Below are 26,385 nucleotides of genomic sequence, written 5' to 3' on the forward strand. Positions count from 1 at the left end.
TCAGCTGCCCGGCTCCTCCACGCGGACGTCTTCGGCGGCCTTGTCGGCGCGCCAGCCGCGCCAGACCGGCTGGCGGAGGGTCCCGGAGGCGGTGCGCTCGCGGTAGCGGACCTCGCCGACCAGGACGGGCGACACCCAGTGCACGCCGCGCGACTCGAGCGGAGGGACGGAGACGGCGGGCTCCTCGGTGGCGTGCTCGGCCAGGCGGTCGACCAGTCCGCGGCGCTCGCGGTCGCTGAAGCCGGTGCCCACACGGCCGGAGTAGGCGAGCCCGTCCTCGCCGGGGATCGCGGTCAGCAGCGCCCCGACCGAGCCCTGCAGGCCGCCGTCGCCCTCGCGCCAGCCCACGATCACGACCTCCTGCAGCCGGTGGTGGGTGAGCTTGATCCAGTCGCGCGAGCGGCTGCCCTCCTGGTAGCGCGAGTCGCGGCGCTTGGCGACCACGCCCTCGAGGCCGAGGGCGCGGCTGGTGGCCATCGCCTCCTCCAGGTCGCCGTCGAACACGGACGGGACGTGCACGCGCTCGTTCTCGGCGACGAGCTCGACCAGTGCCGCGCGACGGGTGTCGTAGTCGCTCCCGGTCAGGTCGTCTCCTGCGCGCTCGAGCAGGTCGAAGACCATCAGGTGCACCGGCGTGGACCGGGCGGCCGCCTCGATCTCGCGCGGCTTCGTCAGCCCGCCGCGGGTCTGCAGGGCGCCGAAGTCGGGGCGCCCGCGAGCGTCGAGGGCGACGATCTCGCCGTCGAGCACGGCGTCGGCGGCGGCCTCGGCGAGCGGGGCGAGCAGGTCGGGGAACGCCGCGGTCAGGTCATTGCCGTTGCGGCTCGTGAGGGTCGCGGTGCCGCCCTGCACCCGCACGAGAGCGCGGTAGCCGTCCCACTTCATCTCGATCGCGGCCCCCGGGTCCACGTCGCCGCGGCGTCCGGCCGTGGCGAGCATGGGGCGGTGGCGGCGCGGAGCGGAGTCCTCGGCCGGGCGGTCGGCGGAGGGTGCGGGGCGGGGAGCGGGCGACGCGGCGGACGCGGTCGCCCGGCCCCGTCGCTGCGTCCCGTGCCCGTGAGCGGGACCCGGCGCCATCAGGTGCAGGAGCCAGTTCTTCTCGGCGCTCTCTCTCGAGCCCGTGTGCAGCAGGGCGTAGCGGCGGGGCTCGCCGCCGAGCCCGCCGTCGGGGCGGCCGGTCAGCACCGCGATCACCTCCTTCCCCTCGCGCCACTTCTCGAGCGCGTAGGTGCCCTCGTCCCAGATGCGCACCTCGCCGCCGCCGTACTCGCCGGCCGGGATCGTGCCCTCGAAGGTCGCGTATTCGAGGGGGTGGTCCTCGGTCTGCACCGCGAGCCGGTTCGGGTCGCCCTCCAGCGGCGGGCCCTTCGGCACCGCCCAGCTGACCAGGACGCCGTCGTGCTCGAGCCGGAAGTCGTAGTGCAGGCGCCGCGCGTGGTGCTCCTGGATGACGAAGGAGTCGCCCGAGGAGGTGCCCGCGGACGCCGCCTCGGGCACAGGCTCCGGCGTCCTCGACGCGTCGCGCATGCTGCGGTAGGTCGCCAGGCGGTCGGAGGAGGCGTCCGTCGCGGCGAAGCCCGCCATCCTCTCCGGGGTCGGCTCGAGCCCGGCACCGCGGGCGGCGAGCAGCGGGCGGAGGAGGTCGCCGTCGCTCCGCAGCCGCTCCACCACCTCGTCGGGCGACAGGTGGCGCAGGTCCTCGGCGCCCAGCTCCTCCCACGTGCGGGGCGCGGCGGCGGCCGGCCGGAGGCGCCCGCGGAGGGAGTAGGGGGCGATGGTCGTCTTCGCCGCGCTGTTCTGGCTCCAGTCGACGAGGACCTTGCCCTCGCGCAGGGTCTTCTTCATGTCCGAGACGACGAGGTCGCGGTGGTCCGACTCGAGCGCGCGCGCCAGCTCGTGCGCGACCGCCGAGATCTGGTCGCTGGAGGCGGAGGCGTCCAGCGGGCAGTAGAGGTGGATCCCCTTGCTTCCGCTGGTCACCGGCAGCGGAGCCAGCCCCATCCCCTCCAGCAGGTCGCGGGCGAGGAACGCGACCTCGGCGCACTCGGCGAGGCCCGCCCCCTCGCCCGGGTCGAGGTCGAGCACGAGACGGTCGGGCGGACGGCGCTCGCCGTCGGAGCCCACCCGCCACTGCGGGACGTGCAGCTCGAGCGCCGCCTGCTGCGCCAGCCAGGTGAGCCCGGCGACGTCGTCGACCAGCGGGTACTCGACGTCGCGCGACGAGTGCGTGAGCCGGGTCCGGCTCAGCCAGTAGGGGGCGGAGGAGGGGAGGTTCTTCTCGAAGAAGACCTCGCCCGGATGCTCGGCGGTGCCCACTCCGTCGACCCAGCGCTTCCGGGTGACCGGGCGGCGCGCGAGATGGGGCAGCATCGCGGAGGCGACGGAGGCGTAGTAGGAGAGCACGTCGGCCTTGGTGAAGCCCGTCTCCGGGTAGACGACCTTGTCGAGGTTCGTCAGCCGCAGCCTCCGCCCGCCGACCGAGACGATCTGCTGCGAGGCGGCCATCCCCCCATGGTGGAGGCAGGTGCGCGCCGAGGGAACCCCGGACCGTCGCGGGAACCCGCAGCGAGCCGCCTCCACGACTCGGGGTTCCCTCGGCGGCGGGGAGTAGCGTCGACGCACCACGTCCGAAGGAGCCCTCCGTGCCCGACACGATCGCCGACATCCCCCTCACCACGATCGACGGCACCACGTCGACCCTCGCCGACTACCCGCCCGTGCGGCTGATCGTCAACGTCGCCTCCCGCTGCGGCCTCGCCCCGCAGTACGAGAAGCTCGAGGCCCTGCAGAAGAGCTACGGGGAGCGCGGATTCACGGTCCTCGGCTTCCCGAGCAACCAGTTCCTCCAGGAGCTGAGCGACGAGGACAAGATCAAGGCGTACTGCTCGACGACCTGGGGGGTCACCTTCCCGATGTTCGAGAAGGTCCGCGTCAACGGCCGCTCGGCGCACCCGCTCTACGCGGAGCTCACCAAGGCCGAGGACGAGAACGGCAAGGCCGGCCGGGTGAAGTGGAACTTCGAGAAGTTCCTGATCACGGCCGACGGCACGGTCCACCGGTTCCGCCCGACGGTCGAGCCCGACGACCCGCGGATCGTCGACCTGATCGAGGCGTCGCTGCCCGTCTGACCCCGCTCAGCGGCGGGCGCGGGGCGGAGCACCCCGCCCGTCGCGGATCAGCGGTCGCGGAGCCCCAGGGCCGAGCGGGCGTCCGCGGGCTCGACGCCCTCGGGGCAGACGATGTCCGAGACGTCGAACGGCGTCGCGCGCGAGAACGGGATCATCTCGATCCCGTCGACGTGGCGCAGCAGCACGAGGCCGCCCTCGCCCTCGCGCAGGCTCCGTCGCACCTGGCGCAGGAAGATGCCGGCCATGTCGAGCTCGACGACGAAGGAGCGGCCGCTCACGTCGATCCGGCAGCCGATGACCGGCTGGGAGTCGACGGAGACGGAGTCCGGCACGCGGCGCGGCTCGATCGGCTGCTCCTTGCGGAGCGTCCGCACCGGGGTGAGGGTGGGCAGGCCGGTCGCTCGCGCGGTGTCCGTCATGGTCGTCTCCGTCCGTCGACGTCCGCCGATGGTTCCGGGGACGTCTTCTCGACGGCACTTCGCGTCCCCGCAGAGGGGACGGGGTTGACGGCCGCGCGATCAGGGGGCAGCGGGGCCCCTGGAGCGGCAGGGCTCAGGAGCCCTGGCGCTGCTCCTCGGGCTCCGGCAGGACCGAGAGCTCGCCGTGCATGCTGGCGACGCTGAGCATCTGCTCGATCCACGCGCGGTTGAGCTTGGGCTGGTGCGCCTCGGTGAAGCGGAAGTGCAGCGGCACCGACGGGTGCAGCCAGACGGAGCTCCGGCCGTGTCCGGTGGAGGCGTCCTCCATCCACGAGAGCGAGAAGGCTTCGTTGCGGCGCAGCTTCGAGAGGACGGCGACCTTCAGGTGCGCGAGGACGCGCTCCTCGAATTCGATCTCGAGGTTCTGCGGTCCGTAGATGAGCGTGGCCACGGGCCCCCTTCGTTCATCGGGCCGGCCCTGGCGGACGGCTCCTCGGGGGACGGTATCTGCTCGGACCCCGGTGCGGGGAATCGGGCGGGAGACACGCCGGACCCCCATTGACAGTCCCGCGGACGGGACGTACCACTGCCGGGCGTGCTGGGCGCCACGTTAGCCGACGCATGTAGCGAGAGTCGATGCTCCGTCGCGGATCTCCCGTCGGCCGGGGCCGGCCCGGGAGCGAGTGCGGGCACCTCCGGCTGCCGGCCGCGCCGCTCAGGATCCCGTCACGGCCCGGCCGGCGCGTCCCACCCCTCCTGCGGAGTCGCGCAGGTGCCGCGGAAGACGTACTGCGACGGAAGCTTCCGCTGGTGCGAGGACCAGTCGATCGCCGGCCGCCGCTGCTCCGGAGGCAGGTAGCCGAGCCGGTACACCGCCATCAGCTCCAGCTCGTCGGGCACGGCGAGCAGCGACTCGATCCGCGCCCACGCTCCCGGCACCTCCATCGGGAACGACACGAACTGGATGCCCATCCCCAGCTCGACCGTGCTCAGCCAGACGTTCTCCATCGCGGCGCCCATGCTGAACACCGAGTAGAAGGAGGAGAGCTCGCCCGGACGGTACTCGGAGCGGTCGAGCATCACGCCGAGCAGCAGCGGCGATCCCGCGACGAGCCGGCGGTTCTCCTCGCCGAGCGTCTGCGGGACGCGGAGGGAGTTCATCAGGAACTGCCCGCGCTTCGTGAAGACCTGCTTCGTGAAGGGGCGGAGCGGAGCCGGCAGCTTGTCGAACAGCATCCCGTCGCGCCGCTGCTCCATCTCCTCGCTGCTGAAGCGGAAGTAGGGCTTGTAGCGCTCGAAGAACGTGCCGTTCGACATCGCGGTGGTCATGCTCTCGCCGCTGATCGCGGCGATCCGGTCGATCGACTCGCGCTCCTCGACGAGCACGAACCGCCACGGCTGGCTGTTGAGCTGCGAGGGCGCCCGGCCGGCCACCTCCATCAGGAGCCGCTGGTGCTCCTCGGAGACGGGGTCGGGCAGGAACGCGCCGTTGGTGGTCTTCCGGCGCCGGACGACATCGAGGAACTCCATGCCTCGATCCTGCCCCGATCGATCGCGCAGAGGGGGGAACGGCGGCGGCCCGGGGCGCGCGCGGTACCATCGAGGGTCCTGTGCAGACTCGAGGGAAGCGGTGGAACGGTGAAGACGAGGGTCATCTTCTACCTTCTCGGAGGTGTGTTCGTGCTCGGCGCGGGCATCAACTCGGTCGTGGGCAGCGGCTTCTCGGTGCCGAATCTGCTGACGATGCTCTGCGGCGCGCTGATCCTCGCGATCGCCGGCTGGCAGGCGCTGCGCTCGTACCGCTCCGACCCCGACCGCGACGTCGAGCCCCCGCGCTAGAAGCCGGGGCGCGTCAGCGCAGGGCTGACCCGGCCCTGAGACGCTGGAGCACTCCTCGGCGCCGCGCCGGCCGCCGCGTCCGCCCGAGAGCGGCGAGCACGAACGGAGCCGCCGCCAGCGCGATCACCGGGTGCCGGCGTCCGTGCGTCCCGGCGAAGGGGATCACCGCCAGCGGGACGGCGGCGGGAGCCAGCGCGGACGCGGCGCGGGTGTCCGACCGCCGCAGCGTCGCCCAGGCCAGAGCGGTGAGCGTCGACGTGCAGATGTAGAGCGCGTGATGGATCCAGTGCCAGCGGCCCGTGCGGAGAGCGCCGGTGGCGACGGCGGTGCCGAGGGCGCAGTTGGCGGAGTAGCTGACAGCGGCGGCGCGCAGCCAGAGCGGACCGGAAGCGCTCGCCCTCCGCCGCGTCCTCACACCTCGCCCCGCGCGAGCAGCAGCCGGTAGGGCGCCGCGCGCTCGACCCGCCACCCCTCGGGCGCCACCGCCCGCAGCTCGGCGGCGGTGAAGCTGCGCCGCACCGACAGCGACCCGTCGTAGTGGAGGAACGAGCCGGCCGCGATCGGTCGTGTGGCCAGCAGGTAGGCCGTGTAGGCCAGCCGCGAGCGCTCGATGTCGTTGTGGAGGGCGCGCGGGGCCAGGCGCTCGCTGTCGGCGAGCAGGTCGGCGAGTGAGTCCGGCGACAGGTGGTGCAGCACGTGGTTGGAGGTCACCAGGTCGAAGTGCTCGCCCTCGGCGACCAGGTCGGCGCTGCTCGCGCGGCGGAACTCGACTCCGGGCGGCGCGGGCGTGGACGTGGCGAACGCGGAGGCGCGCTCGTCCGGATCGACGGCGGTGATCGCCAGGCGGAGGCCGTCCTCGCGGGCCCAGCCGGCGAGGGAGCGGGCGACGTCGCCGCCTCCGGAGCCGATGTCGAGCAGGCGGAACGGCTCGTCGGGCCGCAGCAGCGGACGCAGGCGCGAGCGGTAGAGGCCCCGCCACCCCGAGACCAGCCGGTTCACGGTGCCGAAGCGGGCGTAGGTGGCGTCGAGCAGGGTCCGGTCGCAGTCCGGGTCGTCCATCAGCTCCTGCTCGGAGACCTCGCGGTGGCGCAGGTCCGGCGCGAGAGGGGCTCGCGGAGTCACTCCCCGCCCCGCTTGGTGAGCAGCGCGAGCTCGACGGTGAGGCCGGGCCCGAACGCCATCGCGCCGACCCGCTCGCCGTCGGCCGCCTCGCCGTGCAGCAGGCGCCGCAGGATGAAGAGGACGGTCGCGCTCGACATGTTGCCGTTGGTGCGCAGAACCTCGCGCGACGGGGCCAGCTGCTCGTCGCTGAGGGCGAGCGAGGCCTGCACCTTGTCGAGGATGCTGCGGCCGCCGGGGTGGATCGCCCAGCGCTGCACGTCGCTCCGCTCGACCTCGGCGCCGGCCAGCAGCGGGGCGACGGCCGCCTCGATGTTCGCTCCGATGATCGAGGGCACGTAAGTGCTCAGCCGCATCGAGAAGCCGTGGTCGCCGATCGTCCACGCCATCTCGGTCTCGCCCTCGTCGGTGAGCGTCGTGGCGAGCGCGTCGAGCTCGAGCACCGGGGTGCCGGGCGCGGCCTCACGGGCGGTGACGACGGCCGCCGCACCGCCGTCGGCGAAGACGGAGGTCGCGACGATCTGCTCCGGGTCGTTGGAGCTCGTGAGGTGGATGGTGCACAGCTCGACCGCGACGACGAGGACGACCGCCTCCGGGTCGGCCTCGCAGAACTGGCGGGCGGCGCGCAGGCCGGGGAAGGCGCCGTAGCAGCCCATGAAGCCGAGGTGGAAGCGCTGCGTCGAGGGCGCGAGGCCGAGGCGGCGGACCAGCTGGTAGTCGGGCCCCGGAGCGTAGAAGCCGGTGCAGGAGACGGTCACCACGTGGGTGACGTCCTCGGCCGTCATCGACGCGGATGCGAGGGCGCGGCGGGCCGCCTCCGTGAAGAGCTCGGGAGCGCGCTCGGTGTAGACGGCGTTGCGCGCGGCCGTCCCCGGGTCGAGCACCAGGCCGCTCCCCGCGTCGTAGAAGACGCTCGCACCCTCCCGCTCGACCCGGTCGAGCTCGTCGACCACCGTGCTGCGGGTGTCGATCCCGGACGCGTCGAAGGCCGCGCCGATCAGGCGGGACCCGAGCCGGGTCATCGCGGGCTGGGACGCGAAGAGGTCGCGCACCTCGGACTGGCGCAGGACCGTGGTCGGCACCGCCGTCTCGATGCTGCGGATGTGCACACTCACCCGCAGGAACCTATCGCGGAATCCTGCGGGTGAGCGGTGCCCTGGAGCGTGATCAGAGGATCGGCTTCCCGCCGGTGACGGCGATCGTCGACCCGCTGATGTAGCTCGCCTCGTCGGAGGCGAGGAGGACGTAGGCGGGGGCCACCTCGGCCGGCTGCCCGGGGCGGCCCAGCGGGACCTGCTCGCCGAACTCGGCGACGGCCTCCTCCGGCATGGTCGAGGGGATGAGCGGCGTCCAGATCGGGCCGGGCGCGACGGAATTGGCGCGGATGCCCTTCTCGCCGAGCGCCTGCGCGAACGAGGCGGTGAGGCTGAGGATCGCCGACTTCGTGGCGGCGTAGGGAAGCAGCTGGTACGACGGCTGGTCGGACTGCACCGAGCTCGTCGCGATGATCGACGCGCCCTCCTTCAGGTGGGGCAGCGCCGACTTCACGAGGTGGAAGTAGGCGCTGATGTTCGTCGCGATCGTGCGGTCCCACTCCTCGTCCGGGATGTCGGTGACGCTCTCGCGGCTCATCTGGAAGGCGGCGTTGCTGACGAGCACCTCGAGGTGGCCGAAGCGCTCGACGGTCTCGGTGACGACGGCGCGGCAGTGCGCCGGGTCCTGCAGGTCGCCGGGGAGGAGCAGCGCCTCGCGGCCGGCCTCCCGGACCCACTTGGCGGTGTCCTCGGCGTCGTCGTGCTCGTCGAGGTACGAGATCGCGACGTCGGCGCCCTCGCGCGCGAACGCGATCGCGACGGCCTTGCCGATGCCGCTGTCGCCGCCCGTGATGAGGGCGACCTTGCCGCTGAGGCGGCCGGTGCCGCGGTAGCTGGTCTCGCCGTGGTCGGCCTTCGGCGTCAGCTCGGCCTCGGTGCCGGGCGGTGTCTGCTCGGGGGATTCCGGAGTCATGACTCTCCCTCTCGTGTCGTCGGTCGGTGCCTCCATGCAAGCGGGTGGGAGGGAGGGGGCGCAGGGGGTTGACGCCCGGACCCCTCCGTCGTGTCGTCAAGCCCGCGACACCGAGGGCTCCCTGGGTCTTGACTGAGCGTGTCGCCCTTCTTCGGGGCGCTCGGCCAGGAGGTTCGACATGAGCACGACAGACAGGGATCCGGCTGACGGCGGACTGCCGCGACGGGCAGAGGGCTCGGCGGCGGGCGGCACGGCGCGCATCGACTCCGCGGGGGACACGGGAGCGGCTGCGGCGACGGACCGCTCCGCGACTCCGGACCGTTCCGCTTCGACGGACCGCTCCGACTCGGCCCACTCGGCGCCCGAGCACCGCGCGCCCGTCGACCCCGACTCCGCCGAGGCGAAGCAGGCCCGTGCGGCCGCGCGCAAGGACATCCACCAGCGCGAGCGCGACCGCTTCGGCGGCTTCAAGATCGGCTGCGCCTTCTTCGGCTGGCTCGCCGCCACCGGACTCGCCGTCCTCCTGACCGCCCTCGTCACCGCGATCGGGGCCGCCGTCATCGGCACCCAGGACGTCACCGGCGACCTCGCGGCCGACCCCGCCGCGTTCGGCTGGGCGGGCGCGATCGCACTGCTGGTCATCCTCCTCGTCGCCTACTACTGCGGCGGCTACGTGGCCGGCCGCATGGCCCGCTTCAGCGGAGCGAAGCAGGGCGTCGGAGTGTGGGCCTGGGCGGTCGTCGTCGCGATCGTCGTGGGCATCGTCTCGGCGATCACCGGCGGCAGCCAGGCGCTCTCCGCGGTGAGCGGCTTCCCGACGATCCCCCTGGACGCCGGCGACGCCACGGCCGCGGCGGTCGTGACGGCGCTCGCCGCCCTGGTCGTCGCGCTGGTCGGCGCCGTGCTCGGCGGTCTCGCCGGCATGCGTTTCCACCGCCGCGTCGACCGCGAGGGCCTCTCCGGCCTCTCCGTCTGACGCTCCCGTCCCTCCTCCCTCCCCGGAAGCTGCCGCTCCGGTACGCCACGCACGCCGTGTCGCGCACCGGAGGGGCAGCTCACGGAGGGGAGGTAGGGTCCATCGCGTGACGGGGGAGCGAGGGACGCGGCTGGCGGACGAGCTGCGGGAGTGGGACGCGGGCGCGCTCGCGGACCTGCGGGACGAGTACCTGGCGTTCCTCGAGCAGCGCGGCGAGCCGGCGCTCGAGCGCGACGGCGGCCCCGAGCACGTCACGGCGAGCTGCTTCGTGCTCTCGCCGAATCTGGCGCAGGTGCTGCTCTGCTTCCACCGCAAGGGCCGGTTCTGGGTGCAGCTCGGCGGTCACGTCGAGCCCGGCGACCACTCCACGGCCGACGCGGCCCTCCGCGAGGCGCGGGAGGAGAGCAGAGCGGCACGACTGCAGCCGCTCGGCGTCCTGCCCCTCGACCTCGACCGGCACGCGCTCGGCGACGGCTTCGGCCGCTGCTCGCGACACTGGGACGTGGGCTACGGCGCGATCGCCGATCCGGACGCTCCCGTGACGGTCAGCGACGAGAGCGACGACGTGGCCTGGTGGCCGGTCGACGCGCTGCCCGCCGAGGTGCCGCCGGGGTTCGCCGAGCGGCTGGCCGGGGCGCTCGCCGCGGCGCGGCTGCTCCGTGGTGCGGGGTCGCTCGGCGGCTGATCGAGGCCCGCCTCCACCCACCTCGCATCCCGGCAGCGCGCCTGCGACGAGTCCTCCCCGTGACTCCGGCGCCGTGCGGCACGATGGGGCGATGAGCAGCACCGCTGACCCTGTCGTCGTCCTCGCCGGTGCGAGCGGATTCCTCGGGACGGACCTCGCCCGCCGCTTCGCCGCCGACGGCTGGACGGTGCGGAGGATCGGCCGCTCCGGGCCGGACGCGCGCTGGGGCGACACCGCCGGCATCACCCGGGTGCTCGACGGTTCGCGCCTCCTGGTGAACCTGGCCGGCAAGAGCGTCGACTGCCGGTACACCGCGGCGAACCGGGCCGAGATCCTCCGCTCGCGCGTGGCGACCACCGCGGAGCTGCACCGCGCGGTCGCGGCGGCCGCGACTCCTCCGCCGGTCTGGATGAACGCGAGCACGGCGACGATCTACCGGCACGAGGAGGAGCGGGCGAACACCGAGGACGAGGGCGCGCTCGGCGAGGGCTTCTCGGTCGACGTGGCGCGGGCGTGGGAGTCGGAGTTCTTCGCCGGGGAGACGCCCGGCGTGCGGCGCGTGGCGCTGCGGATGTCCATCGTGCTCGGAGACGGTCCGGCGACGGCGATCCTGCTGCGGCTGGCGCGGCTCGGCCTCGGCGGTCCTCAGTTCGACGGGCCGTGGCCCTCGACGCGCGCCCGCCGGGAGGCCGGCGTGCACCACGAGCACCGGCGAACCCGCGGCCGTCAGCACTTCAGCTGGATCCACGTGGAGGACGTCCACCGGTCGATCCGCTTCCTCGAGGAGTCGACCCTCGACGGGCCGGTGAATCTCGCGTCGCCGAATCCGAGCGACAACACCGAGCTCTCCCGGCTGCTCCGCGCCGCCGTGGGCCGCCGGATCGGCGTGCCGGCTCCGCGCTTCGTCCTCGAGCCCGCGACGCTCGTGCTCCGCACCGAGTCCGAGCTCCTGCTCAAGTCCCGCTGGGTCGTGCCCGCCCGCCTCGAGGACGCCGGCTTCACCTTCGCGCACCCCCACCTCGCCGAGGCCCTCCGCACCCTGGCCTGACCCGCCCCCTGCGTGGCGACCGACCTCCGCCGCGAGCCCGTGTCGCGGAGGTCCGAGTCCGAGCGCGGATCCACCCCACCCCCGGCCACCCTCGAGGCGTCGACCGGAACGCGTGCCGAGCGTTTCGGACGCGCCGAACGCTCCCCGGTCTCCGAGACCCGGCCACTCTCCCAGCCGACCGCGCCACGCCGCGCGGGGAGCGGCGTGGCCGACAGCGCGTCGGAGGTCGCGCTACTGCGCGACCTTCGCCGCGATGTCGCTCCGATACACCCCGCCGTCGAGGTGGATCAGGTCGAGCGCGCGGTACGCCCGCTCCCGCGCCTCGGCGAAGTCGGCGCCGCGTGCGACGACGTTGAGCACGCGGCCGCCGGTGGCGACGAAGCTCCCGTCGACCAGCTGGGTCGCAGCGTGGGCGATGGTGACGCCGGGGACGTCCGCCGCCGCGTCGAGTCCGGTGATGGTCCGTCCGGTGACGGCGTTCTCGGGGTAGCCCTCGCTCGCGAGGACGACGGTGACGGCGACCTCGTCCGTGAACGCGGGCCACGGGACGGAGGCGAGCGCGCCGGTGGCCGCCGCGTGCAGCAGCGCGGACAGCGGGGAGGCGAGGCGGGGGAGGACGACCTGGGTCTCGGGGTCTCCGAAGCGGGCGTTGAACTCGATCACGCGCAGGCCCGCGTCGGTCACGATGAGGCCGCAGTAGAGCAGTCCGACGAAGGGGGTGCGCTCGCGCTCGAGCTGGCGGATGGTCGGGATGGCGACCGTGTCGATCACCTCGTCGACGAAGGCGCGCTCGCTCTCCCAGCGGTCGGCGAGCCAGGGGAGCGGGGAGTAGGCGCCCATGCCGCCGGTGTTCGGCCCTTCGTCGCCGTCGCCCAGGCGCTTGAAGTCCTGCGCGGGGGAGAGGGGGACGACGTCGTGGCCGTCGGAGAGGAGGAAGAGGGAGACCTCCTGGCCGGCGAGGAACTCCTCGATGAGGACGTCGCCGGACTGCAGCCAGAACTCGGCGTGCGCGATCGCCGCGCTGCGCGACTCCGTCACCAGGACGCCCTTGCCCGCGGCGAGGCCGTCGGCCTTGACGACCGAGGGGAGTCCGTACTCGTCGATGGCGCGGGTCGCGTCGACCAGGGTGGAGACGCGGGTCGCGCGGCCGGTGGGCACCCGGGCCATGTCCATCACGCGCTTCGCGAAGGTCTTCGAGCCCTCGAGTGCGGCGGCGGCCCGGTCGGGGCCGAAGGTGGGGATGCGGCGCTTGCGGAGCGCGTCGGCGACTCCGGCGACCAGGGGCGCCTCGGGGCCGATGACGACGAGCTCGATGCCCTGCTCCACCGCGAAGTCGCTGACCAGCCGGGGGCTGTTCGTGTCGAAGTGGATGACCTCGACGTCGCGCGCGATGCCGGCGTTGCCGGGCGCCGCGATGATCTCGTGGTGCTCCTCCTCCGCGAGGAGAGCCGTGATGATGGCGTGCTCACGGGCACCCGAACCGAGGACGAGGATCTTCACCCTGACAGGATAGGGCGCCCCGCCCCGGGGCTGGTCCCTGTGACGTCCTCCTCCGCAGGGCGGCGCTGCGGACGCCGACACGCCGGGCGGAGCCCCGCGGGAGGCCTCCGGGAGCGAGCGGCGGCGGCAGGATGGATGCATGGCCAAGGGCAGGATCGATGAGGCGAGCGGGCAGTCCGCGGTGCGGGCGGCGCTCGCCGGAGGAGCGGACCGGAACACGACGGCGACGGCGGTGCGGTTCCTCCTGCAGATCATCGAGACGAACGTCCCCGGACGCAGCGTCGAGGTGCGCGTTCCGCCGTTCGGCGCGGCCCAGTGCGTCGAGGGACCGGGTCACACCCGCGGGACTCCGCCGAACGTGATCGAGATGGACGCGGCGACCTGGCTGCCGCTCGCGACAGGCTCCCTGCCGTGGAGCGAGGGCCTCGCGAGCGGGCGGATCCACGCCTCCGGAGTGCGCGCGGACCTCACGCCGTTCCTCCCCATCCTGCGCGTCGGCTGAGCGTCGGCGAGTTAACTTTTCGTAAACGCGGCGGCGAGCCGTCGTCGGAACGTTTGACCTGGGGTCCGCCGTCGGGTTGTCTGGGAATAACCCCCTCACGCGGCACGAATCCTCTCCGGATCCACCGCTCGATGCTTGGAGTCCCCTTCACGATGCGCAGTACTTCCCCGGGCCGACGCGGCCTCACCCGACTCCTCTCCGCGACCGCCGTCGGCGCCGTCGCCGGAGCGGCCCTCCTCGGCGCCACGCCCGCCGCGGCGGCCGAGGGCGATGTCGCCATCGACATCCTCTCGATCAACGACTTCCACGGGCGGCTCGCCGCCGACCGCGCCGTCGCCGGAGCCGCCGTGCTCGCCGGCGCCGTCGACTCCTACCGCGCCGCCAACCCGAACACGCTGTTCGTCTCGGCCGGCGACAACATCGGCGCCTCGACCTTCGTGTCGAAGGTGCAGGGCGACATCCCCACGCTCGACTCGCTCAACGCGATGGGCCTCGACGTCAGCACGCTGGGCAACCACGAGTTCGACCAGGGCCGCGCCGATGTCGACGGCCGCGTCGTGGACGCCTCGGCGTTCCCCTACGTGAACGCGAACCTCTACGACACCGCGACCGGCGAGCGCGCCTACTCCCCGTACGTGATCACCGAGCAGGACGGCGTCTCCGTCGCCTTCATCGGCGCGATCACCGAGGACCTCGGCAAGCTCGTCAGCCCCGCCACGATCTCGACGCTCTCCATCGAGCCCATCGCCGAGAACGTCAACGAGGTCGCCGCGCAGCTCCAGGACGGCGACGCCGCCAACGACGAGGCCGACGTGGTCGTCCTGCTCCTGCACGAGGGAGCCGACGCCGACGCGGCCGAGCTGAACACTCCGGAGGCGGACCCCAAGTTCGGCGCGATCGTCAACGCGGTCGCCCCGAACGTCGACGCGATCGTCTCGGGCCACAGCCACCAGGAGTACAACGCGGGCATCGACGCCGGCCGGGCCTTCCCGACCGTCGTGTCGCAGACCGGCAGCTACGCCGAGAACATCGGCCGCATGTCCCTGACCGTCGACCCGGCGACCAAGCAGCTCACCTCGCTCACCAGCGAGGTCGTGCCGCTGACGAAGGTCGTCGACGACCCGGCCTCGGACGACCCGGCCAAGACGATCGTCGTCGGCGCCTTCGAGCCCGACCCCGAGGTCGAGACCATCGTCGCCGACGCCCAGGCCGTCGCCGTCCGCGAGGGCAGCGTGAAGGTCGGCACCATCACCGAGGACATCTCGCGCGCCTACCGCCCGGACGGCACCACGACCAACCGCGGCTCGGAGTCGACCCTCGGCAACCTCGTCTCGGACGCTCAGCTCTGGGCCACCCGTGAGCTCGGCACGCAGATCGCCTTCTCGAACGCGGGCGGCCTGCGCGACGACCTCTCCTACACCGCGACTCCGGACCAGCCCGGCGACGCGGACGGCGTGGTCACCTACGCCGAGGCCTCCGACGCCCAGCCCTTCGCGAACACCCTGGTGACCCTGCAGCTGACCGGCGAGCAGATCTCCGACCTGCTCGAGGAGCAGTGGGTGGGCAGCTCCAGCCACCCGCAGCTGAACCTTTCCACCTCGAAGGACCTCACCTACGTCTTCGACGCCACGGCGCCCGAGGGCTCGCGCATCTCGCAGGTGTTCTTCCAGAACGAGCCGATCGACCCGGCCGCGACCTTCACCGTCGTGACCAGCAGCTTCCTCGCGAGCGGCGGCGACGGCTTCAGCACCTTCACCGAGGGCACCGGCACGGCCGACTCCGGCCGCATCGACCTGGACGCCTTCGTCGGCTACATCCAGGACCTCGGCACCGTCAGCCCCGACCCCGTGCAGCGCACGATCGGCCTGACCGACAACGTCCCGGACTCGGGCGAGTACGCGGTCGGCGACACGATGACCGTCGACCTCTCCTCGCTCCTGTTCAGCACCGGAGCCGCGGCCGACACCACCGTGACCGCGAGCGTCGACGGCACCGTCGTCGGCACCGCGACGATCGACCCGACCCGGGCCGTCACCGACGACTCGACCGGTCGCGCCTCTTTCTCGGTCCCGATCGACGAGAGCCTGGCGGGCGGCGCGCACACCGCGACGTTCGCGCTCGACACCACCGGCACCGAGATCAGCGTCGGCTTCGCCGTCGCGGCCGGCGCCGGAGCGGGCACCCCGACTCCCGGACCGACCACGGAGCCGACGCCCGCGCCGACCACGCCGCCCATCACGGGCCCCGCGCCGACGCCGACCACTGCTCCGGTCGCCGGCTCGCACCACCTCGCCGAGACCGGAGTGGACGCGACCCCCGCGTTCGCCGCCGGGATCGCCGCTCTGCTGCTCGGTCTGGGCATGACGGTCGCGCGCCTGCGCCGCCGCACCGCCGCGAAGTAGCCGCACCGCGCGCACGACGGGCCCTCGACTCCGGTCGGGGGCCCGTCGTCGTGTGCGGGGCGAGCCGATGGTCGACCGCCGGGAGCTGTGGCGGGGAGGCGCTCCCCGAGGAGCGGCAACAGCCCCCGGAGACGCGAGAACGCCGCCTCCCGATCGGGAGACGGCGTCGGAACGCGATGAGGTGCTGTCGCGGAGCGGCGGGGCTCAGTGCTGCGCGGGGACCTGACGGTAGCCGTCGCGGCTGGCGACGAGCACCGTCGACACCGTGCCCCATGCGGCGAGGCCACTGAGGACGACGAGGATTGCGATGCTCATGAGTGTTCTGCCTTTCGTTGCGGCGGCTTCTGATCGATCCGCCGGGATGCTGTGTACAACGTCCAGTGTCCGGCCCGGTGTTCCGTAGGACAATCGAACTGTTCTTGCCCTGACGTGTAGTTTCTCTACATGGACGTGCGACGGCTGGAACTGCTCCGCGAGCTCTCGATGCGCCGCTCGATCACGGCCGTGGCGGAGGCGACGCACCGCACGCCCTCCGCGGTCTCGCAGCAGCTCAAGGTGCTCGAGCGCGAGGCCGGCGTGCCGCTGATCGAGCGCTCCGGCCGCGGCGTGGTGCTCACGGCGGCGGGACGCGAGCTCGCCCGGAGCGCCACCGAGATCGCGATCGCGCTCGAGCGGGCCGACGCCGTCTGGCAGACGTTCAAGAACAACCCGATCGGCGAGGTCACCATCGCGACCTTCCCCACCGCGGGCCAGATGCTCCTCCCGAACGCGCTGGTCGCGCTCCGCAGCGTCGAGGGACTCGTCGTGCAGTGCGAGGACGCGGACCCCGGCACCGACGAGTTCGCCGACCTGACCGCCGACTTCGATATCGTGCTCGCCCACTCGCCCACCGGCAGAAGCGCCTGGGCCGGCCGCGGACTCGCGATGGCGGAGCTGATGGTCGAGCCCCTCGACATCGGCCTGCCGGCCGGGCACCGCCTCGCGGACCGGGCGACGGTCTCGGCGGCGGACCTGGTCGGCGAGACCTGGATCGGCGTCCCGGACGGGTTCCCGTTCGAGCGCGTGATGCAGGACATCGAGACCGCGTCCGGCGAGGCGGTGCGGGTGGAGCAGCGCTTCGCGTCGACCCGAGTGACGGAGGCGTTCGTCGCGGCGGGCCTGGGCATCGCGGTGCTCCCGCGCTACACGGCGGGCGGCGCGGGAGTGGTGGTGAAGCCGCTCCGCGGAGTGAACTCCGTGCGGCACATCGTCGCGCTGATGCGGCCGGACCGGGCGGAGCGGCTCTCGGTCCGCACCGTCGTCCGCGAGCTGCGCGCGCAGGCGGGCCGGCTGGTGCACGCGCTCTGAGCGATCACGGTGCCGTGCCCTCGCCCGCACGGGGGAGAATGGAGGCATGAGCGATCCCGCCCGCCCCGAGGTCACCCGCGAAGAGGTCGACGTCCGCCGCTCCCCGCGCGTCTGGCGCATCCTGACCCTCGGCGTCGGGCTCGGAGCGATCGCGGCCTTCGTGCTGACCTTCGCGCTGCCCGAGACGCAGGGCTTCTCCCGCGGGCAGGTCTTCGGCTTCAGCCTGCTGCTCTTCGTGACGCTGTTCGGCGCTCTCGCGGGGCTTGTCGTGGTGCTGCTCGACCGGGTCGTCGGCCGGAAGGTCGTCCGGACCACCGCCGAGCGGATCGTCGAGCGCGAGGACGCGGCCGAGGAGCCCGTGGCCGAGGAGGCCCTGCCCGACGTGCGCACGACGTCCGACGAGGACGACCCGCGGACGGGGTCCGACCGGGTCTAGCCGGCGGAGGCGCGCCGCCCTGCGGCCGCGGCACTCCGCCCTGCGCTGAGGGTCCCGCCCGCGGCTCGTGCTCGCGGACGGGACCGCGGCGTCAGCGTCCCCGGCGCGACGAGGAGCGGCGGCTGCTGCTCGTCGTGGACGTCGGGCGCTTGGCGGCGGCGCGCTTGGCCTTCTGCGACTTCGAGATCTTCTTGGCCACGAAGGTGAGCAGGAACGGAAGGATTCGGTAGATCACGGGGGACTCCTCGGGTGCATGCGCGCGGGGCCGCGCACCCTCCGATCATGGAGCGGCGCAAGGATCCGCGGCACCCGTTGCGTCGCGCCCGGCGCTGTGCAGAGCTCAGCTCAGCTGCGTGCGCTCCACCCAGTCGAGGTACTCCGGGGTGACGGTGCCCGTGACGTACTCGCCGGTGAAGCAGCTGGTCTCGAGGTCGGTGACGTCCGAGCCCTCGAGGATCGCCGCCTTCATGTCGGCGACCTCCTGGTAGATCAGCTGGTCGGCGCCGATCGCCTCCGAGATCTCGGGGATGCGGCGGTTGTGGGCCACGAGCTCCTGGCGCGAGGGCATGTTGATCCCGTACACGTGCGGGTAGCGCACGGGGGGCGCGGCGGACGCGAAGGTGACCGTGTTCGCGCCGGCCGCGCGGGCCATGTCGACGATCTCCTTGGAGGTGGTGCCGCGGACGATCGAGTCGTCGACGATCAGGACGTTCTTGCCCTTGAACTCGCTCGACATCGCGTTGAGCTTCTGCCGCACCGACTTCTTGCGGACCGCCTGCCCGGGCATGATGAACGTCCGGCCGACGTAGCGGTTCTTGTAGAAGCCCTCGCGGTACTCGATCCCGAGCTTCTGCGCGACCTGCATCGCGGCGGGGCGGGAGGAGTCGGGGATCGGCATGACGACGTCGATCGCTCCGCCCGGGGTGTACTGCGCGATGGTGTCGGCGAGGCGGTCGCCCAGGCGCAGGCGCGCCTCGTAGACCGAGATGCCCGACATCACGGAGTCGGGGCGGGCGAGGTAGACGTACTCGAACGAGCACGGGATGAGTCGCGGGTCCTTCGCGCACTGGCGGCTGGCCATCCGGCCGTCGGGGGTGATGAAGACCGCCTCGCCGGGAGCGACGTCGCGGACGATCTCGAAGCCCTGCGCCTCGAGCACGAGCGACTCGGAGGCGACGACCCAGTCGTCCGGCGCCCCGGTGTTGCTGCGGCGGCCGACGATGAGCGGGCGGATCCCGAAGGGGTCGCGGAACGCCAGCAGCCCGACGCCGGCGATCAGCGCGATGGTGGCGTAGGAGCCCTCGACGCGCTCGTGCACGCGGGCGACGGCGTCGAACACCTCGTCGGCGTCGAGGTCGCGGCCCGACATCGAGGCCTGCAGCTCGTTCGCCAGCACGTTGACCAGCAGCTCCGTGTCGGAGGTGGTGTTGAGGTGGCGGCGGTCGATGCGGAAGAGCTCCTCGGTGAGCTCGCGCGTGTTCGTGAGGTTGCCGTTGTGGACGAGGATGATGCCGTACGGCGCGTTCACGTAGAACGGCTGGGCCTCCTCCTCGCGCTCGGCGTTGCCCTTCGTCGCGTAGCGCACGTGGCCGAGGCCCATGGATCCGAGCAGCGAGCGCATGTCGCGGGTGCGGAACGCCTCGCGGACCTGTCCCGCGGCCTTCTTGATGTGCAGGGTGCTGCCGTCGGCGGTCGCGATGCCGGTCGAGTCCTGGCCGCGGTGCTGCAGGAGGGAGAGGCTGTCGTAGATGGACTGGTTGACCGGTCCGGAGGACACGATCCCAACGATTCCGCACATGCCGGAGGGGCTCCCAAGGGGATAGCAGGGGGGTTTGACGGTCCATCCTGGCACGCGGGGGACTCATCCCCTAATGGTTCGCCGTGGGCGGATCCGTGGTCGCGGGGGTGCTCAGGGCGGCGCCGACCGGCGGATCGGCCGGGCCGTCGTCGCCATCCGACCGGAGCGCGCGCGACCAGGCGACCTCGCGGCCGAGCTGCCCCGACTCGGTGAACAGCCGCACCTGATGGGTGCCGGCCAGGGCGGCCGCGAGCTCGTCGCGATCGGCGGGCTCGAATCCGAGCGACCGCCAGAAGGGGCCGGATCTGCGGGAGAAGAGCCAGGCGCGTCGGGCACCGCTCCGAGCGGCGTCGGCGAGAGCGTGGCGGGCGAGGCGGCTCCCCGCGCCGGACGCTCGGCGGTCCGAGGCCACCGCCACGCTGCGGATCAGAGCGTGGCTTCCGTCGGTACTCGGCTCCCAGCCGGTGCTGCCGACGACGCGACCGCTCCGGTCGCGCTCGAGCCAGAGGCGCACGGAGGGGGAGTCGATCCCGGCGAGCGTGAGGTCGGCGGCCGCGAGGAAGGCGCGCGCCGCGTCGACGTCCGCCGGTCCCGCACGCTGCAGCTCCACCCGTCCGATGCTGCCGCAGAGGGGCCCTCAGAGGAGTGCGCGGCTGCGGAGAGGCGGAGATCCCGGGCCGGGATCCGGCTCCGCGCCGCGGCGGGAGAGGGCAGTCGGTAGGGTCGTCGCGTGAGTGATGAGACGAGCAGCTACGCCCGCGCAGGAGTCGACACGGCGGCGGGGGACCTCGCCGTCGAGCTGATGAAGTCGGCGGTGTCGGCGACGCACGACAGCCGGGTCCTCGGCGGGGTCGGCGGCTTCGCGGGTCTGTACGACGTCTCCTTCCTCCGCGACTTCCGAGCCCCCCTCCTCGCGACCTCGACCGACGGCGTCGGCACCAAGGTCGCGCTCGCGCAGGCGATCGACAAGCACGACACCATCGGGCAGGACCTCGTCGGCATGGTCGTCGACGACATCGTCGTGGTCGGCGCCCGCCCCTTCTTCATGACCGACTACATCGCGTGCGGCAAGGTCGTCCCGACCCGCATCGCCGACATCGTCGCAGGCATCGCGCGCGCCTGCTCCGAGACGGGCACCGCGCTCGTCGGCGGCGAGACGGCCGAGCACCCGGGCCTGCTCGGACCCGACGACTACGACGTGGCGGGCGCGGCGGTCGGCGCGATCGAGGCCGACCAGGTGCGCGGTGCCGACCGCGTGCGCGACGGCGACGTCGTGGTGGCGATGGCCTCCTCCGGACTGCACTCGAACGGCTACTCGCTCGTGCGCCACATCCTCGCCGAGCGCGGCATCGGCTTCACCGACCGCTCCGAGGAGCTGGGCGGCGTGGTCGGCGAGGTGCTGCTGGAGCCGACCCGCCTCTACACCCGGCCCCTCCTCGACCTCCTCGACGACGCCGAGCTCGGCCCGGCCGTCCACTCCATCAGCCACGTCACCGGCGGCGGGATCGCGGCGAACCTCGCCCGGGTGCTGCCGCGCGGCTCCTGGGTCGAGGTCGAGCGGGCGAGCTGGAGCCCGTCCGACGTGTTCCGCGCGCTCGCCGGGATGTCCGGCGCGACGCTCGAGAGCACCGAGGGCACCTGGAACCTCGGCATCGGCATGTTCGCCGTGGTCGCGGCGGAGGTGGCCGACGGCGTGATCGCGCGCCTCGAGCGCTCGGGCGTCCCGTCGTGGGTCGCGGGCCGCGTCTCGACCGCCGCGCGCGGGTTCGAGGGCTTCGAGCAGGGCGCGAAGGGCGTCGACGGCGGAGCGGTCCGCCTGGTCGGGTCCTACGCGGGCTGATCCTCGGAGGCGCCGCGGATCAGCGCGGTACGGCGTGCGCGCGCTCCCAGGAGTGCTCGTGCCGGGTCAGCAGCCACGAGCCCGCAGCGCAGAGCGCGCAGGCGGCCGCGGTGGCGAGCAGGGCCGTCGCCCAGGTCGGGGCGTCGCGGCTGACGAGCAGGTTCGCGGAGGCGACCAGCACGCCGAGACCGGCGCCCGCGCTGGTGCCGAGCACGAACGGGCCGTCGCGGCGGCTCGCGACGCGCACCGCGACCATGCCGGCGACAGCTCCCGCACCTCCGACGACTCCGATGCCCGCGCCGGAGGCCGCTCCCATGAGCAGGCCGAAGCTCACCAGCCCGGGCGGGCCGTCGGCGGCGAGGACGCCGGGCAGGTAGAGGACCAGGGCGACGGCGGCGCCGACCGCGCCGCCCACCAGGATCGCGCCGACCAGCAGGGCGGCGGTGACGTAGCCGATCCGCGCGGCAGGCCGCGCGGATCCTCCGGGTTCGAACATTCGCGGCTCCATCGACGCGGGCCCGCGGGGCAGCGGGCGGTCCTCGGACAGTACGCCCGAACGCCCCTCGGCGGAACCGCCGTCGGGGATCGGCGGGTCTAGCGGCGGAGGGTCTCGCTCGGGAGCTCGCCGAAGCGCGTCGCGTAGTGCTGGGCGAAGCGACCGCCGCTGATGAACCCCCAGCGGGCGGCGACGTCGCCGACCACCAGCGAGCCGGCCGACCCGGACACGAGCTCCTCGTGCGCGCGCTCGAGGCGGACGTCGCGCAGGTAGTGCCGCGGGGTCTCGCCGAAGGCGCGCTGGAACGCGAGCTGCACGCCGCGGACCGTGAGCCCCGCAGCGTCGGCGATGTCGGCCACTCCGAGGGGCAGATCGGCGTTGGCCTGCACGAACTCCACGGCCCGGCGGAGGCGCCGCGCGCTGACCGAGGGCGGCACGGCCGGCAGCGGGGCGATGCGGTGGGCGAAGGTCTGCAGGGCGGCGAGCGCGGCGATGCGGGCGACGCCGTCGCGCTGCAGCACGGTGGGCGTGTGCGCGGAGGCGAGGGTGTCGCGCAGGAGCCGGATCGCCGCCCACCAGGCGGTCGTGTCTCGCGCCACGGGGGCGAACCGCAGCGGGCCGGGCTCGGTGCCGTGCAGCTCGGCGGCGATCGCCTCGAGGTGGGCGGCCTCGAAGTGCACGAGCGCGTCGCGGTACTCGAGGGCCTCGAAGCCGAAGGGCCGGCCGCTCGGGAACATGGCCGGGCGCCCGACGACGAGGCGGTGCTCGTCGCGCCCCAGATCGAGGGAGGCGCGCCCCGCGGTCAGCCAGAGGGCGACGTAGACGTCGCTCGGGGCCACCGTGCCGCGCACCCGGCCGAGGAAGGAGGCGGAGTGGAGGCTCACGGGCCCGGGCCCGGTCGTCGTGTAGCGGAACGCGAACGGCACGACCGAGCGCTCGGCTCGGAAGCCGGAGCCGTTGTACGAGCCCGCGTAGAAGTCGCGCGCCTCGTCGAGGTCGCTCCCGCGACGCTCCGACTGCCACACGGGCAGCCGTGCGGGCGGGGAAGTGCTCATCGGGTCAGTGTCCCAGGGGGCACCGACATTCTGCCCTCGGTGGCGGAAAGCGGGAGAACGTGCTCAGCCGAGCGACCCGCGCTCCAGGTCGGGTCCCTCACCCGCCGGATCCCCGCCCGCACGCGAAACGGGGCCGCCCCGAGGGAGCGGCCCCGATTCACGGGAGGAGTCACGCACGCTTCTGGTGCGGCTCCTCGACGAGGTCCGTGTCGTCGCCGTCGTCCTCGGCGTCGATCCACTTCGAGTAGTCCGGCTCGTCCGGGTGGCTGAGCTCGCGCTCGAGCGCACTGTAATCGACCGCCGGGCTGAACGACTTCAGCTCACGGGCGATCTTGGTGTTCTTCGCCTTCTGACGGCCGCGCCCCATGGGTGACCCCCTCACGATGACAGGCCAGACGGGCAGTGAGCCGGCTGGGGAAAAGAGCAGACAGGGAAAGTTGAAATCTACGCGGTAGTTTAGCAGACGGGGGACACGCCACCCCGGGCCTCGATCTGCCGGACGGCCGCCCATCCTCGACCGCGTCAGGAGCACCGTGGACAGCGTCGCCCCACCGCGTCCCGTCGTGGTGATCGGCGCGGGTCAGGCGGGTCTGTCCGTGGCCTACTACCTGCGCCGTCTCGGCCTCGTCCCCGGGCGCGACCTGATCGTCCTCGACCGCGGTCCGGAGCCCGGCGGGGCCTGGCAGTTCCGCTGGGAGGCCCTGCGGCTCGGCTCCGCGCACCGCGTGCACGATCTCCCGGGCATGGAGCGGATGGGGCTGTCGTTCCGGACGGCCGATCACCGGCGACCGGCACGGGACGTGGTCCGCGAGTACTACGGGCGCTACGAGGAGGAGCTCGGTCTCGAGATCCGCCGTCCGGAGTCGGTGCGGCGCGTCACGAGTGCGACGCCGCACGACACGGGGTCGCCGCTCGTCGTCGAGTCCGACCGCGCGGTCGAGCGCGCGAGTCTGCTCGTCAACGCGACCGGCACCTGGGGATCGCCCTTCGTCCCGCACTACCCCGGGCGGGACCGCTTCCGCGGCGTGCAGATCGACCCGACCGAGTACGTCCGCGCCGAGGACTTCGCCGGGAAGCAGGTGCTCGTGGTCGGCGGCGGCACCTCGGCGATCGGCTTCCTGCTGGAGCTCGAGCGGGTGGCGCGCTCCCTGACGTGGGCGACGCGGCGACCGGTCGTCTACCACGACGGCGAGCAGCTGGCGATGGAGTCGGCGGTGGAGGCGGTGGCCGAGCAGGACCGCGCCGCCCGCGCCGGGCTGCCCCTCCCGAGCATCGTCGGCGGCACGGGCGTGCAGCGCACCCGCCGGGTGGTCGCTGGGATCGAGCGCGGGCTCCTGCACGAGCGGGGCATGTTCTCGTCGATCGAGGAGGAGGGCGTCCGCTGGCCGGACGGCTCCTTCACGCGCGCCGACGCGATCATCTGGGCGACGGGCTTCCGGCCGGAGCTGCGCCACCTCGCTCCACTCGGGCTGCGCGAGCGCGAGGGCGGCATCGCTGTCGCCGACGGCGCCTCGCTGACGGATCCGCGCGTCTTCTTCGCCGGCTACGGCCCGACGGCCTCCACCATCGGGGCGAACCGCTCGGGCCGGCGCATCGCGCGCGCGGTCGTGGCGCGCCTGCCCTGAGCGCGCCTGCCCTGAGCGCGCCTGCCCTGAGTCGGTCTGCCCTGAGCGGCGCGGCGCCTCAGATCCTGCCGTCCCAGTCCACCGGCACCACGGAGCCGCGGTAGCGGATCCCGTCCACGCGGATCGGCCCGGCGAGCGCGGGCGAGAGCGGCGCGACGACCAGGGTGTCGCCTCCGGGAGCGAGCCCCAGCGCCGCCGACAGCACGGCGACGGAGGCGGCCGCCGACCAGGCCTGCGGTCGGCAGGCCGCCGGGTACGGCACCGGCGCGTGCACCTCGGCGGCGGGGTCGCCCGAGTGCAGCTCGGGCATCCGGTAGCCGAAGCCCTCGGCCGCGGCGATCAGTCCGCGCGAGAGGGTCGTCGCCTCCGCCCCGAAGCCCTCCCGGGCGAGCCCGGTGACGGCGATCGCGGTGTCGTGCGCCCAGACCGAGCCGCCGTGGTACGACAGCGGCCAGTAGCCGCCCGAGCCGGTGTCCAGGGTGCGCAGGCCGAAGCCCGAGTCGAGCCCGGGGGAGACCAGCAGCTCGGCGACCCGGGCGGCGTGCTCGGGGGAGAGGATGCCGGTACCGAGGAGGTGGCCGAGGTTGCTGGTGATCGTGTCGACCGGGCGCCCGGCCGCGTCGAGCGCGATCGCCGGGTAGCCGCCGTCGGCGTCGTCGATCCAGAACGCCTCCGCGAAGCGCGCCTTCAGCGTCGACGCCGCCTCGCGCCACTCCGAGCCGTCGCGGCCGAGGTGCTCGAGCAGCGCCGCTCCGCCGACCATGGCTTCGTGGGCGTAGGCCTGCACCTCGCAGAGCGCGATCGGACCCTCGGCGAGCGTGCCGTCGCGCCACTGGATCGAGTCGCCCGAGTCCTTCCAGCCCTGGTTGGCGAGGCCGTGCCCCGTGGTGTCGACGTACTCGAGGAACCCGTCGCCGTCCGAGTCGCCGTCGTCGCGGAGCCAGCGCAGCGCCGCCTCCAGGGCGGGCAGCAGCTCCTCGACCTCGTCGTCCGGGAGCCCCCAGCGCCAGGCGTCGTGGAGGAGGCAGACCCAGAGCGCGGTGGCGTCGACCGTGCCGAAGTAGAGCGGGGGCAGCGAGACGCCCTCGCCGGGGATCTCGAGGGTCGTGGCGCGCAGCTCGTGCATGATCCTGCCCGGCTGCTCGGCGGTGTCCGCGACGTGGCGGGTACCCTGCAGGCCGGCCAGGACGCGGAGGGTGGAGGCGGCGATCCCGGTCCCGAGGGGGAGGAGCATCCGCGCCGCCCAGATCGAGTCACGGCCGAAGAGGGTGAAGAACCACGGCGCTCCCGCGGCGAGGAACGGCTCGCCGGGGCGCTCCACGGTGACCATGCGCAGGGCGTCGAGGTCGTCGAGCGCGGCGCGGCACCAGGAGGCGAGGCGGGAGTCGCCGGTCTCGAGCGCGGTCCCCGCCCACTCGGCCGGTCCGGACGCGGCGGCGACCACGGCGGAGGCGTCCTCCGCGGCGACGCTCCACACGACCTCGACGCTCCCGCGGGCCGGGACCACGACGCTCCAGGTGAGCACCGTGCCCGAGATCGAGGCGCCGGGTGCGCGCAGCTCGGCGCGGACCGGGCCGTGGGTCCAGTCGAGGCCCCCGTCCACCGGAGCGGTCGCGAAGGAGGGCTCGTCGCGGAGCCCCGCCTTCACCACGTGCACGAGCGAGAAGTCGGGATCGAGGGTCAGTTCGACGGTGGTCGCGACCTGGTCGGGGAGCGCCGACTCGAGGCGGATGCTCTCGCGGACGCCGCCGGCGGAGACCTCCCGCGAGCGGACCACGCGGATCCGCGGGTCCGCGGCGGCGTCGTCGAGATGGCGGGCGAGCGCGGTGAAGCGGGCGGAGGAGGCGCCGTCGCGGCCGGTCGCGATCGCCTCGAGCGCCGCGCCACCCACCCGGAGGGAGGCGCCCGCGAGCACGCGCACGTCGCCGAGGTAGAACCCGTGCACGGGGCGGGAGCCGACCTCGCCCGCCTCGTCCGACCACAGCTGCACGGGTGCGCGGAGCAGGACGAGGGAGTCGTGGAGGAGGGGCTGGCGGGGCGGGGTCTGTCGGTCGTCGCGCTCGGTCGTCACGGTCGACTCCTCACTGGATCGTCGGTGCTGGGGGCGTGCCGCCGATCGTCCGCCGCCGGCCCCGGGAGTGCCGGAGCGGGGCGGACGGTTGA

The 26,385-nt window shown here is 73.5% G+C and carries 27 protein-coding genes; 11 read left to right on the forward strand and 16 right to left on the reverse strand.

The features are described from left to right. The gene (locus tag C5C59_RS11165) at positions 1 to 2,505 is read right to left on the reverse strand and encodes an ATP-dependent DNA ligase (protein WP_104239011.1); all 2,505 of its coding nucleotides are present in this window, start codon (positions 2,503 to 2,505) and stop codon (positions 1 to 3) included. 137 nt (positions 2,506 to 2,642) lie between these two features. Between C5C59_RS11165 and C5C59_RS11170 the strand changes: the two genes are divergently transcribed. After that, on the forward strand, positions 2,643 to 3,128 hold the full coding sequence (locus C5C59_RS11170) for a glutathione peroxidase (protein ID WP_258062731.1): 486 nt from the start codon (positions 2,643 to 2,645) through the stop codon (positions 3,126 to 3,128). A 47-nt stretch (positions 3,129 to 3,175) separates the two neighbouring features. On the opposite strand, the gene C5C59_RS11175 is transcribed toward C5C59_RS11170, so the two are convergent. From C5C59_RS11175 to C5C59_RS11185, 3 genes are all read right to left on the reverse strand, one after another. Continuing rightward, positions 3,176 to 3,547 carry a hypothetical protein gene (locus C5C59_RS11175; protein WP_104239010.1) on the reverse strand — a complete coding sequence of 124 codons (372 nt, stop codon included), beginning with the start codon at positions 3,545 to 3,547 and terminating at the stop codon, positions 3,176 to 3,178. Between the two features lie 133 nt (positions 3,548 to 3,680). Further along, on the reverse strand, positions 3,681 to 3,998 hold the full coding sequence (locus tag C5C59_RS11180; protein ID WP_244229547.1) for a hypothetical protein: 318 nt from the start codon (positions 3,996 to 3,998) through the stop codon (positions 3,681 to 3,683). Positions 3,999 to 4,273: 275 nt separating this feature from the next. Continuing rightward, on the reverse strand, positions 4,274 to 5,077 hold the full coding sequence (locus tag C5C59_RS11185) for a nitroreductase family protein (protein ID WP_104239009.1): 804 nt from the start codon (positions 5,075 to 5,077) through the stop codon (positions 4,274 to 4,276). A 108-nt stretch (positions 5,078 to 5,185) separates the two neighbouring features. On the opposite strand from C5C59_RS11185, the gene C5C59_RS11190 reads away from it, so the two are divergent. Next, positions 5,186 to 5,386 carry a hypothetical protein gene (locus C5C59_RS11190; RefSeq protein WP_104223776.1) on the forward strand — a complete coding sequence of 67 codons (201 nt, stop codon included), beginning with the start codon at positions 5,186 to 5,188 and terminating at the stop codon, positions 5,384 to 5,386. A 13-nt stretch (positions 5,387 to 5,399) separates the two neighbouring features. Here C5C59_RS11190 and C5C59_RS11195 read toward each other — a convergent pair whose 3' ends face one another. The 4 genes from C5C59_RS11195 to C5C59_RS11210 are packed head-to-tail and all read right to left on the reverse strand — an operon-like array spanning position 5,400 to position 8,512. Next, a complete protein-coding gene (locus tag C5C59_RS11195) occupies positions 5,400 to 5,801 on the reverse strand; it encodes a hypothetical protein (protein ID WP_104239008.1) in 402 nt (133 codons plus the stop codon). Beyond that, complete coding sequence (locus C5C59_RS11200) at positions 5,798 to 6,508, reverse strand: class I SAM-dependent methyltransferase (protein ID WP_258059460.1); 711 nt, start codon at positions 6,506 to 6,508, stop codon at positions 5,798 to 5,800. The genes C5C59_RS11195 and C5C59_RS11200 overlap by 4 nt, the downstream gene beginning before the upstream one ends. Then, a complete protein-coding gene (locus C5C59_RS11205; RefSeq protein WP_104239007.1) occupies positions 6,505 to 7,620 on the reverse strand; it encodes a type III polyketide synthase in 1,116 nt (371 codons plus the stop codon). Before C5C59_RS11205 ends, C5C59_RS11200 begins: the two co-directional genes overlap by 4 nt. 52 nt (positions 7,621 to 7,672) lie before the next feature. After that, positions 7,673 to 8,512 carry an SDR family oxidoreductase gene (locus C5C59_RS11210; protein ID WP_104239006.1) on the reverse strand — a complete coding sequence of 280 codons (840 nt, stop codon included), beginning with the start codon at positions 8,510 to 8,512 and terminating at the stop codon, positions 7,673 to 7,675. Between the two features lie 178 nt (positions 8,513 to 8,690). On the opposite strand from C5C59_RS11210, the gene C5C59_RS11215 reads away from it, so the two are divergent. From C5C59_RS11215 to C5C59_RS11225, 3 genes are all read left to right on the forward strand, one after another. Then, a complete protein-coding gene (locus C5C59_RS11215) occupies positions 8,691 to 9,488 on the forward strand; it encodes a hypothetical protein (RefSeq protein WP_104251272.1) in 798 nt (265 codons plus the stop codon). Positions 9,489 to 9,594: 106 nt separating this feature from the next. Further along, positions 9,595 to 10,173, forward strand: a complete 579-nt coding sequence (locus C5C59_RS11220) for an NUDIX hydrolase (RefSeq protein ID WP_258062733.1) — start codon at positions 9,595 to 9,597, stop codon at positions 10,171 to 10,173. A gap of 91 nt (positions 10,174 to 10,264) precedes the next feature. Next, positions 10,265 to 11,221, forward strand: a complete 957-nt coding sequence (locus C5C59_RS11225; RefSeq protein ID WP_104238725.1) for an epimerase — start codon at positions 10,265 to 10,267, stop codon at positions 11,219 to 11,221. A gap of 231 nt (positions 11,222 to 11,452) precedes the next feature. Here the strand turns inward: C5C59_RS11225 and purD are convergent, their stop codons facing one another. After that, on the reverse strand, positions 11,453 to 12,721 hold the full coding sequence (gene purD / locus C5C59_RS11230) for a phosphoribosylamine--glycine ligase (RefSeq protein WP_104238724.1): 1,269 nt from the start codon (positions 12,719 to 12,721) through the stop codon (positions 11,453 to 11,455). Positions 12,722 to 12,860: 139 nt separating this feature from the next. On the opposite strand from purD, the gene C5C59_RS11235 reads away from it, so the two are divergent. From C5C59_RS11235 to C5C59_RS11250, 4 genes are all read left to right on the forward strand, one after another. Then, positions 12,861 to 13,223 (forward strand): sterol carrier family protein, encoded by a 363-nt coding sequence (locus tag C5C59_RS11235; RefSeq protein WP_104223770.1) that lies wholly within the window; start codon positions 12,861 to 12,863, stop codon positions 13,221 to 13,223. 152 nt (positions 13,224 to 13,375) lie between these two features. Further along, a complete protein-coding gene (locus tag C5C59_RS11240) occupies positions 13,376 to 15,625 on the forward strand; it encodes a bifunctional UDP-sugar hydrolase/5'-nucleotidase (protein WP_181134885.1) in 2,250 nt (749 codons plus the stop codon). Positions 15,626 to 16,069: 444 nt separating this feature from the next. After that, positions 16,070 to 16,972 (forward strand): LysR family transcriptional regulator, encoded by a 903-nt coding sequence (locus tag C5C59_RS11245; RefSeq protein WP_104238722.1) that lies wholly within the window; start codon positions 16,070 to 16,072, stop codon positions 16,970 to 16,972. A 46-nt stretch (positions 16,973 to 17,018) separates the two neighbouring features. Next, positions 17,019 to 17,408: a hypothetical protein gene (locus C5C59_RS11250; protein ID WP_104233832.1), complete on the forward strand. Its 390-nt coding sequence runs from the start codon at positions 17,019 to 17,021 to the stop codon at positions 17,406 to 17,408. 91 nt (positions 17,409 to 17,499) lie between these two features. On the opposite strand, the gene C5C59_RS17320 is transcribed toward C5C59_RS11250, so the two are convergent. From C5C59_RS17320 to C5C59_RS11260, 3 genes are all read right to left on the reverse strand, one after another. Continuing rightward, positions 17,500 to 17,643 carry a hypothetical protein gene (locus tag C5C59_RS17320; protein ID WP_181065538.1) on the reverse strand — a complete coding sequence of 48 codons (144 nt, stop codon included), beginning with the start codon at positions 17,641 to 17,643 and terminating at the stop codon, positions 17,500 to 17,502. 105 nt (positions 17,644 to 17,748) lie between these two features. Beyond that, positions 17,749 to 19,206 carry an amidophosphoribosyltransferase gene (gene purF / locus C5C59_RS11255; RefSeq protein WP_104223766.1) on the reverse strand — a complete coding sequence of 486 codons (1,458 nt, stop codon included), beginning with the start codon at positions 19,204 to 19,206 and terminating at the stop codon, positions 17,749 to 17,751. Between the two features lie 70 nt (positions 19,207 to 19,276). Beyond that, a complete protein-coding gene (locus C5C59_RS11260; RefSeq protein WP_104238721.1) occupies positions 19,277 to 19,816 on the reverse strand; it encodes a GNAT family N-acetyltransferase in 540 nt (179 codons plus the stop codon). Between the two features lie 120 nt (positions 19,817 to 19,936). Here C5C59_RS11260 and purM point away from each other — a divergent pair, with 120 nt between their 5' ends. Beyond that, complete coding sequence (gene purM, locus C5C59_RS11265; RefSeq protein ID WP_104238720.1) at positions 19,937 to 21,046, forward strand: phosphoribosylformylglycinamidine cyclo-ligase; 1,110 nt, start codon at positions 19,937 to 19,939, stop codon at positions 21,044 to 21,046. A gap of 19 nt (positions 21,047 to 21,065) precedes the next feature. Here the strand turns inward: purM and C5C59_RS11270 are convergent, their stop codons facing one another. From C5C59_RS11270 to C5C59_RS11280, 3 genes are all read right to left on the reverse strand, one after another. Continuing rightward, a complete protein-coding gene (locus C5C59_RS11270; protein WP_104238719.1) occupies positions 21,066 to 21,542 on the reverse strand; it encodes a hypothetical protein in 477 nt (158 codons plus the stop codon). A gap of 98 nt (positions 21,543 to 21,640) precedes the next feature. Beyond that, positions 21,641 to 22,597 carry an AraC family transcriptional regulator gene (locus C5C59_RS11275; RefSeq protein ID WP_146082836.1) on the reverse strand — a complete coding sequence of 319 codons (957 nt, stop codon included), beginning with the start codon at positions 22,595 to 22,597 and terminating at the stop codon, positions 21,641 to 21,643. 169 nt (positions 22,598 to 22,766) lie between these two features. Then, on the reverse strand, positions 22,767 to 22,964 hold the full coding sequence (locus C5C59_RS11280; RefSeq protein ID WP_097167615.1) for a DUF3073 domain-containing protein: 198 nt from the start codon (positions 22,962 to 22,964) through the stop codon (positions 22,767 to 22,769). Between the two features lie 166 nt (positions 22,965 to 23,130). Here C5C59_RS11280 and C5C59_RS11285 point away from each other — a divergent pair, with 166 nt between their 5' ends. Further along, on the forward strand, positions 23,131 to 24,222 hold the full coding sequence (locus C5C59_RS11285) for an FAD-dependent oxidoreductase (protein ID WP_104226818.1): 1,092 nt from the start codon (positions 23,131 to 23,133) through the stop codon (positions 24,220 to 24,222). Between the two features lie 58 nt (positions 24,223 to 24,280). Here C5C59_RS11285 and C5C59_RS11290 read toward each other — a convergent pair whose 3' ends face one another. After that, positions 24,281 to 26,293, reverse strand: a complete 2,013-nt coding sequence (locus C5C59_RS11290) for a glycogen debranching N-terminal domain-containing protein (RefSeq protein WP_104238717.1) — start codon at positions 26,291 to 26,293, stop codon at positions 24,281 to 24,283. Positions 26,294 to 26,385: the final 92 nt, after the last annotated feature.

It is taken from the genome of Rathayibacter sp. AY1F4 (genome assembly GCF_002931775.1).
Classification (GTDB): Bacteria; Actinomycetota; Actinomycetes; order Actinomycetales; family Microbacteriaceae; genus Rathayibacter.